The organism is Streptococcus mitis, from assembly GCF_001579035.1.
In the GTDB taxonomy this organism is placed as follows: Bacteria; Bacillota; Bacilli; order Lactobacillales; family Streptococcaceae; genus Streptococcus; species Streptococcus mitis_J.
In genome coordinates this window covers 367,882-371,763 of sequence record NZ_KQ970285.1, presented here as the reverse complement: position 1 = coordinate 371,763, position 3,882 = coordinate 367,882, and the positions used below count along the sequence as shown (strand labels likewise).

Genomic DNA, 3,882 nt, shown 5'->3' with positions numbered 1-3,882 from the left:
GATGGGCTCTGGGCGACGTTTCGAGATAATAAACCTCTTTAAAAGGATACTGGAATTGGGCAAATTTTGATTTAAAGTAAAAGCAATCTTCCGCCAGACTCTTACTATCTTGACTATTGGCATAGAGGAGGGCTGTTTCGATCCGAGACTCAAACTCCTCTGCTGACAATGCCTTATCAATGTAGTCCAAAGCAGACACTTGGTAGCGAAAGGACAGGGGCATAAACTCCGAGTGAGTCGTCACAAAGACAATCAGGGCATAAGGATCCTGATCCCGAATCTTTCTAGCCACTTCCAGACCCTTCATCTCCTCATTTCGAATCTCAATATCCAAAAAGAATAGCTGATGGGCTCCCTTCTCATGCACCTCTGCCAGCAGTTGATCTGGCTTACCAAAGACCGCAAAAGAGCTGGGAGTGATATGATGTTCCTTCAAAAGTTTCTCAATCGTCGTTTCAATCCTAGTCTGTTGGGAAAAATCATCTTCTAAAACAAATATTCTCATCTTTTTACTCTCCTTGTTTCGATTTCTTCCTAAAAAGAGAATAGCAAAAATACTATGATACAAGCCCACCAAATCCTAAACAGGCCTTTAACGCTCCTGAAGGGTATCTTGTTCCTCAAATAAGCATGATAGTCTTACCACTATTTTATCATAAAATCTTAACAGTACCATTCAGGAAATTTCAAGGACAATTAAAGATTTTATGCTGAAAAAGGAGATAAAAGTGATAAACTGACAGTATCAAAACACAGTTGCTAGAAACAAGACTGGCACCCAGATTAAAGGAGGAATTCTCATGACAGATACAGACCCTATCAAAAGAGCTCAGACTTTGATTACTGACTTAAACAAAGCCTACCAAGCATGCAAACAGGCAACCGCTGACGACGTCCGCTTTCAGGAGCAATTAAACTCTATTCTTAGCTTTCTAGCCAAGGCTGAGACAGTGGATAATCGAGTATTGATTGAACTGGAAAAATTTTACCAGACTTCCAGTCTTCTCATGGGACTCAGCGCTCTCGATCCAGATGCTCCTACTCGTGCCGCTTGGCGGGCCTATGACCGCTTCCACTTTGACCAAGTCAAGACCAAGTTGAGCCTCTACGGACCAACCATTATCTTGTAGAAAATAAAAGAAGTTGAGGCAAACTGAACTCAACTTCTTTTTTAGTGTCATATAGGCAATGTTAGTCCTGCATCTGACGTTTTACCTGATAAGGCAAATACAAGACTTGTAAAACCAAACCTGCACCCAGCAAGGCTAGAAGGGCTAGTTTTTCTTGGAAGGTAATCAACCCGACAACTAATTCCACAAGTAAAACAAAACTGGTCAATCCTCGGACTACAGCCTGCAAGCCTTTTTCCTTTTGCCCCTTGTCCAGTGGAAAGAGTTGGGTCAAATACTGGTAGTCAAAGGCGTGATAGAGAGCCAGCAACTGGAAGAGCAAGAGGTAGTTAAAGAGAACCACCACTGCTGTCGCAATCCAAGCTTGCTCGATAAAGACCTGCGCCAGTATGGAAAGCAAGAGAAGACGAAGACTGAGGGCAAAGAGGTCTCCATTTCGCAGATAAGAACGCAGATAGAGATTTTGCCAAATCTTCCCAGGCGCCTTCTGAACGGCCTTTAGGATAAAGTCCAGATAGACACGACGCTTGACGCTGTTTGAAATTCCCTTGACCTGCGTAAAGAGAGCAAAGAAACGAAGCAAGACCTGCTTGCACTTGCTTTCTTGGGAAATGACATAGTCCCAATCCAGTCCAGTTTCAGTGAAAAATTTGCTGGCCTTTTGACGAAAGAGGAAATATTTACCTATTCCCAATAAAAGCACATAGACCAGAAAAACTGGCAAGCCATAACCCATGGCTAAAAATAAGGGCGCAAATAAAAGCAAGAAAAGGGTCTGTACAAAGAGCCAAAAGAATAGGGAAATGCCAGTTTGACGCTTGAGATGTAGCTTGATTTCCTCTTCTCCAACTAAGAGAAAGAGCTTGTCTGGAGCCTCCATATAGGTGGCAATTCCACCCCAAAGCAAAAGTAAAACAGACGTAATTCCTACAAACAAAAGGATAGGCCAATGATTTTCAGGAAAATGCTGTAAAAGTTGACTGTACTGGTAGGCTAGAAAGCCCAGCAGAACAAGCAGGAACAAGACAAAGTGGTCATTGAGAACGTAGCGCAAATAACCAAGACACTCCTTACGAAAAGCCTGCTTTCTCTTTAAAAACAAGTCTTTCATAGCTCCTCCTCTTTGGTCAGAGCCAAGTAAATATCATTCAAACTAGCCTCAGGCATATCAAAGGCTTCGCGCAGTTGCAGGAGATTTCCCTTAGCACGCACTTCCCCTTTGTGAAGAATGACAAAGGCATCACACATCTTTTCCGCCGAATCCAGCACGTGAGTACTCATGAGAATGGACTTACCCTTTTGCTTTTCCACTTCCAAAAGCTGAATCAAGTCTGCAATAGCCAACGGATCGAGCCCAAGGAAAGGCTCATCCACGATGAAAAGACTCGGATCCACCACAAAAGCACAAATAATCATGACTTTCTGCTTCATCCCTTTTGAAAAATGAACAGGGAACCAATCTAATTTCTGGTCCAAACGGAACATTTTTAACAAAGGTTCTACTCGATCAAAAGCCACTTTCTGCTCAATACCATAAGCCATAGCAACCGTTTCGATATGCTCTCTGAGGGTCAATTCCTCATACAAGCTAGGTGTTTCTGGAATGTAGCCAATTTGCTTGCGGTAACTTGTCGCATCTTCTTGCAGGGTCAGGCCATTGATATTGATGGAGCCACTATAAGGTGTCAACAGACCAATAATCTCATTGATTGTCGTCGATTTACCAGCGCCATTGAGACCAATCAAACCGACCAACTGCCCACTTTCAACAGTAAAGGACACATCTTTCAAGACAGGGACATGAACATAACCACCTGTCAGGTTTTTAATTTCTAACATATTTTCTCCAAATCTGGTATAATGTAGCTATATTATATCAAAATTCAATACAGTAGAGGTAGATTTTATGTCAGATTGCATTTTTTGTAAAATCATCGCAGGGGAAATTCCTGCTTCAAAAGTATACGAAGATGAGCAGGTTCTTGCCTTTCTTGATATCTCTCAAGTGACACCAGGACATACCTTGGTCGTGCCAAAAGAACACTATCGCAATCTTTTGGAAATGAACGCTACTAGCGCCAGCCAACTCTTTGCCAAAGTACCAAAAGTAGCTCAAAAAGTCATGAAAGCTACCAAGGCTGCTGGTATGAATATCATTGCTAACTGTGAAGAAGTCGCAGGGCAAACAGTCTTTCATACCCACGTTCACCTTGTACCTCGTTACAGTGCTGACGATGACCTCAAGATTGATTTTATCGCCCACGAACCAGACTTTGACAAACTTGCTCAAGTCGCTGAAACCATCAAAAATGCCTAAGGAGTTGCCATGAAATTATCCAACCTACTGCTATTTGCAGGAGCTGCAGCCGGAAGTTATCTGGTCACAAAAAATCGCCAAGCCATCACAAATGAAGTCTTGAATACCACTGACCGCGTTCAAGCTATCAAGGATGATGTGGATATTATCCAAAACAGCCTACAAATCATTGACCAGCAAAAAGAACTCATCAAGGAATATCAAGAAGATCTGACTTACAAGTTTAAGGTCTTGGAAAAAGATATCCAGACTAGACTAGCTGTGATAAAAGAAACACAGGAACTTGAAGATAAGTAAAAGAGCCCGACGGCTCTTTTTTAAAAGGTAAACAAGTTATATCCCATCAACTATACATCATAATTTAGGCAACTCATTCACCATTTCAGAACTAAATCGAAGACTTTCCCAGACTTTCCGCCGTAATGAAAACACCTG

At 42.1% G+C, this 3,882-nt stretch carries 6 protein-coding genes; 3 read left to right on the top strand and 3 right to left on the bottom strand.

Annotated elements, in window-relative coordinates; genetic code table 11:
* A partial coding sequence (locus tag SMIDD26_RS01845) for a response regulator (protein ID WP_061438729.1) occupies window positions 1–505 on the bottom strand: 505 nt, incomplete at its 3' end.
* 295 nt (window positions 506–800) lie between these two features.
* Here SMIDD26_RS01845 and SMIDD26_RS01840 point away from each other — a divergent pair.
* The gene (locus SMIDD26_RS01840; protein ID WP_061438728.1) at window positions 801–1,130 is read left to right on the top strand and encodes a hypothetical protein; all 330 of its coding nucleotides are present in this window, start codon (window positions 801–803) and stop codon (window positions 1,128–1,130) included.
* A gap of 61 nt (window positions 1,131–1,191) precedes the next feature.
* On the opposite strand, the gene SMIDD26_RS01835 is transcribed toward SMIDD26_RS01840, so the two are convergent.
* Both SMIDD26_RS01835 and SMIDD26_RS01830 read right to left on the bottom strand, forming a co-directional pair.
* Window positions 1,192–2,241: an ABC transporter permease gene (locus SMIDD26_RS01835; RefSeq protein ID WP_061438727.1), complete on the bottom strand. Its 1,050-nt coding sequence runs from the start codon at window positions 2,239–2,241 to the stop codon at window positions 1,192–1,194.
* A complete protein-coding gene (locus SMIDD26_RS01830; RefSeq protein ID WP_000889954.1) occupies window positions 2,238–2,969 on the bottom strand; it encodes an ABC transporter ATP-binding protein in 732 nt (243 codons plus the stop codon). Before SMIDD26_RS01830 ends, SMIDD26_RS01835 begins: the two co-directional genes overlap by 4 nt.
* Before the next feature lie 67 nt (window positions 2,970–3,036).
* On the opposite strand from SMIDD26_RS01830, the gene SMIDD26_RS01825 reads away from it, so the two are divergent.
* The gene (locus SMIDD26_RS01825) at window positions 3,037–3,447 is read left to right on the top strand and encodes an HIT family protein (protein WP_061438726.1); all 411 of its coding nucleotides are present in this window, start codon (window positions 3,037–3,039) and stop codon (window positions 3,445–3,447) included.
* A 9-nt stretch (window positions 3,448–3,456) separates the two neighbouring features.
* Window positions 3,457–3,744 carry a hypothetical protein gene (locus SMIDD26_RS01820; RefSeq protein WP_061438725.1) on the top strand — a complete coding sequence of 96 codons (288 nt, stop codon included), beginning with the start codon at window positions 3,457–3,459 and terminating at the stop codon, window positions 3,742–3,744.
* Window positions 3,745–3,882: the final 138 nt, after the last annotated feature.

What these genes read in the sequence shown, in the direction of transcription:
- SMIDD26_RS01840 (WP_061438728.1), top strand. Translation starts at nt 801, where the DNA reads ATGACAGATACAGACCCTATCAAAAGAGCTCAGACTTTGATTACTGAC.
- SMIDD26_RS01835 (WP_061438727.1), bottom strand. Translation starts at nt 2,241, where the DNA reads ATGAAAGACTTGTTTTTAAAGAGAAAGCAGGCTTTTCGTAAGGAGTGT.
- SMIDD26_RS01830 (WP_000889954.1), bottom strand. Translation starts at nt 2,969, where the DNA reads ATGTTAGAAATTAAAAACCTGACAGGTGGTTATGTTCATGTCCCTGTC.
- SMIDD26_RS01825 (WP_061438726.1), top strand. Translation starts at nt 3,037, where the DNA reads ATGTCAGATTGCATTTTTTGTAAAATCATCGCAGGGGAAATTCCTGCT.
- SMIDD26_RS01820 (WP_061438725.1), top strand. Translation starts at nt 3,457, where the DNA reads ATGAAATTATCCAACCTACTGCTATTTGCAGGAGCTGCAGCCGGAAGT.